Raw genomic sequence first — 3437 nt, forward strand, 5'->3', positions numbered from 1 at the left:
AATGACTCGTATTGAGTTCGTATGACGATGGATTCAATATAATTCTTCATTTACTTCTCAAACAGCTCGTCCACTGTTGTTTTGAAGTATTTTGCTAGTTTTTGGGCTTCTTTTAGGGTGAAATCACGGTTACCGTGCTCCTTGGCAAAATAGGTTCTTGATGAGATATTAATCAAATTTGCTGTTGCTCCTTGTGTCATGCGTTGTTCTTTTCTAGCGATGAATAGGTTTTTGTGCATGGGTATCGCTCCTTTTACAATTAATGATTCAAACACTATATAAACCCTTGATTTACATGATGTTCAAAAAAAAAGTTCATTAGGATTTTCTTCCAATGCTTTAGCAATTTTTTTGGCCAATTCTAATTTCAAATTTCGCTTATTATTCTCAATATACCAGTAATGCATTTTAGTAATCCCAACTTTATCCGCGACTTCTTGATAAGTCATTTTCTTTTCTAGCCGCTTCTGTCTCAATTTATGCAACTTTTCCATCCTCCCTTGAGGTTCCTAAACACACAATATCATAAACCTAAGGTTTATTCCAATGTTTTTATGAAATTTTTGTTTATTTTTTAACTTGACGTAAACAATTAGTTTACGGCATTATTAACTATAGATACAAACACTTGAGGAAGAGGTGTTCCAATTGATCGGAGATACAATAAAAAAATTACGAAAAGAAAATAAACTAACACAAGAGCAATTAGGTGAAGCCATTGGAGTTTCTAAAATGGCTATTTCGTATTTTGAAAAAGGGAAAAAGGCACCCGGAAGGGAATCAATCAGGAAAATTGCTGATTATTTCCATGTAACAACAGATTACTTATTAGGAAGAGCCAATTCGTCAGAATTTACTAACGATAAAAATAAAATTATTACTGACGAAGGAAAAAATATAATGGCCATTATTGAAAACCTATCAACTGACGAACGTAAAAAAGCTTGGGAACAATTAGAAATGTACGTGAATTATTTACAATCAAAAAAATAATAAACCACACAAAAAATCAGACTACCCTTTTAGGCAGTCTGATTTTTTGTATTATTCTCTTTTTCTATGTATGAACCACTCAAACAAATTTTCATAATATCTTCCGCTTTTGGAGATAACCCCGCTTTTAAGCTCAATTTTACTGCCATTTCTGCCAACTGTTCCTTTTCCATCTCGCATCCCCCAATGTTATTCATATAACATCCTCCTTTTCTATATAGAAAATATTAGGTGGAAAGGTTTTGCTAATTTATCATTATGCCTTTCCAATCTCTATAAATCAATAATGACACTTCCCATAATAGGAAAGTGTCATTATTTAATCTCTTTATTCTAATGTTTTATAACACCCTAAATCAGCCACCACCAGGACCTGGATCAACATACTGTGCTTTTATTTCCTTCTTATCCGAATTAATATTATAATTTGCAAAAGAAAAAAAAATCCCAAAAAACATTGCACCTGTGACTATGATACTTAACACCTTATTTCTCATTTACCATTACACCCCTTTACTGATATTATAGAATGCCATCGCTAATTCAGGTAACTGAACGTAAAAATAGTCCTGGGCCTTATAAAAGCTCTTCGTGGACTGAATAAAATATTTTTCCTCTCCTGTAGCTAACCCCATATAATATAACTGGAAACTACTTAGATACCCATTCTTCTGTTCTAACTCCTTTAATAGCGCAATAGATATATCTAGCTTTCCTAATTTAATATATAAAAAAGCGCGCTCAGCTAAATCTTTGATATCTTCTGGGTCTATAGTATGCAAATCGATATTATGATATATTTTTATGAATAACAATGTATTTGAAATCTTCTTCTTTCGAATTTTGAACTTCTTATTGCTACATTCGCCCAACACCTCAATGGCTTTATCTATGTACATTTTAGCCATGAAATAATCTGTAAGTGTATAGCTTTCTGCAAGTTTACAATAAGCAACTGCTTTAGTACTATCGTATGGGTTATTGGGGTCATTTATTATCTCAAAACATAACTCTCTTGCTCTCTCTATTTCGTTCCCATGAAGTGTAGTAAAGATTTGCATTTCTCTCACTTTAATATTAAATGAAGCCTGCACTGTCTTACTACTGACTTTGCTTATTTCTGGAATTAATTTTTGTATATACTTTTCCATCATTTTATAATTTTTAAAACCTAAAAAAGAGTAAATCATTGCAAAATCAGATATTACATTAAATTCACAAATATCGCTTTTTTCTCCTTGCAAAATTTTTTTTACGTTCTCAAAGAAATGATCTATTGTTACACTTTCCTCACTTCTCCAACGAAATTGCTCATATAATGGCACTAATTTTTGAAGTGTACTTGTAATATCTGATTTATTAGCAAGTGCTCTGATATCCTCTATAATTAATTCCTGTAATTCATACTCCCCACACATATCTAAAACCTCTAAAGCCAACAGCTTGTTTTTAGGTGTTAGCTCAGGAATCATTCCTCTCACAAATTGTTTACGCAAATTTAACCCTTTGGGCTCGTATAATCGAAGGGAACATACAAAATGCATAAAATCAAAACTTGACACATTTGAAAAATAATTGTTAATAGTCGTATGACTTATACCAAAGCGTTTAGCCAATTGGCGATTAGTAAATCCCTTTTCTTTTAGTGATTCATTCATTTGTCTCAAATTGATCTTCATCCAATTCCTCCCCTCAAAGCCATAAAAATTCACCATCCTATTTTCTCAACCTCTAAACTGCACTACGAATGATGAATGTCTGTTAAACTGAGAAGGAACTCGTATGTAGCGAAGTGTTTCCTAAGGTAGTGTTAGGATGAACGGTGTGAGAGGCTTTGCAGGAATCACCGCTTACACACGCTCTGCGAGTTTTTATGTTCAAAGCTATAATATTTTTATTATTCCGTAAATTTTCTTTATATCTATTTCGACAAGATTATACCACGAGAAATCCTCCGTAACATCCCTATATAGTATTTCTCAAGTTATACTGCAACAAAATATGCAAAATTTATAGAAAACTCCCTCATTTTCTATTTTATTTTAATTGGTTGAGTACACAACCAGCCATTTTTACATTTTTTTCGCCCAGCCAATCTGAAATTCACGAAAAAAATTTCTCGAAAATTGTCGTAAATTGTGCGTTATACTTTTATATAGGTATGGAGCTTTTCCATACAGGGTAATATATTATTAAAATTAAGGTGGTTCAAGTCAAAGGTGAGGCTCTCAATTTATGTTGAGAGTCTTTTCTTTTGGTAACAAACAAGCTATAATCTACTCAATAAATTGAATTATCAATCTTTACAGGAGGGTTTCCTATGGTTATCTACAAAGATAAAGAACGAGGAACATATTTTTTCGTTGTCAGAGTCCGTCAGTTTGATGGTACTCAAAAACAAGTAAAACGTCGTGGATTTAAAACGAAAAAGGAAGCACGTGAAG

At 32.4% G+C, this 3437-nt stretch carries 7 protein-coding genes; 2 read left to right on the forward strand and 5 right to left on the reverse strand.

Features of this window, described 5'->3' with window-relative positions; genetic code table 11:
• Positions 1 to 50 precede the first annotated feature (50 nt).
• Positions 51 to 239, reverse strand: a complete 189-nt coding sequence (locus AB3X49_RS19620; RefSeq protein WP_367964188.1) for a helix-turn-helix transcriptional regulator — start codon at positions 237 to 239, stop codon at positions 51 to 53.
• A gap of 63 nt (positions 240 to 302) precedes the next feature.
• Positions 303 to 494: a helix-turn-helix transcriptional regulator gene (locus AB3X49_RS19625; protein WP_367964190.1), complete on the reverse strand. Its 192-nt coding sequence runs from the start codon at positions 492 to 494 to the stop codon at positions 303 to 305.
• Between the two features lie 154 nt (positions 495 to 648).
• Between AB3X49_RS19625 and AB3X49_RS19630 the strand changes: the two genes are divergently transcribed.
• Complete coding sequence (locus AB3X49_RS19630; RefSeq protein ID WP_367964192.1) at positions 649 to 993, forward strand: helix-turn-helix domain-containing protein; 345 nt, start codon at positions 649 to 651, stop codon at positions 991 to 993.
• 29 nt (positions 994 to 1022) lie between these two features.
• Here the strand turns inward: AB3X49_RS19630 and AB3X49_RS19635 are convergent, their stop codons facing one another.
• From AB3X49_RS19635 to AB3X49_RS19645, 3 genes are all read right to left on the reverse strand, one after another.
• Positions 1023 to 1190: a hypothetical protein gene (locus AB3X49_RS19635; RefSeq protein WP_367964194.1), complete on the reverse strand. Its 168-nt coding sequence runs from the start codon at positions 1188 to 1190 to the stop codon at positions 1023 to 1025.
• Between the two features lie 159 nt (positions 1191 to 1349).
• Positions 1350 to 1490 carry a hypothetical protein gene (locus tag AB3X49_RS19640; protein ID WP_367964197.1) on the reverse strand — a complete coding sequence of 47 codons (141 nt, stop codon included), beginning with the start codon at positions 1488 to 1490 and terminating at the stop codon, positions 1350 to 1352.
• Between the two features lie 6 nt (positions 1491 to 1496).
• Positions 1497 to 2672 (reverse strand): AimR family lysis-lysogeny pheromone receptor, encoded by a 1176-nt coding sequence (locus tag AB3X49_RS19645; protein ID WP_367964199.1) that lies wholly within the window; start codon positions 2670 to 2672, stop codon positions 1497 to 1499.
• Positions 2673 to 3313: 641 nt separating this feature from the next.
• On the opposite strand from AB3X49_RS19645, the gene AB3X49_RS19650 reads away from it, so the two are divergent.
• The coding region (locus AB3X49_RS19650; protein WP_367964200.1) for an Arm DNA-binding domain-containing protein at positions 3314 to 3437 on the forward strand (124 nt) is incomplete at its 3' end.

This window comes from Bacillus sp. C30, from assembly GCF_040838255.1.
GTDB lineage: Bacteria > Bacillota > Bacilli > Bacillales > Bacillaceae_G > Bacillus_A > Bacillus_A mycoides.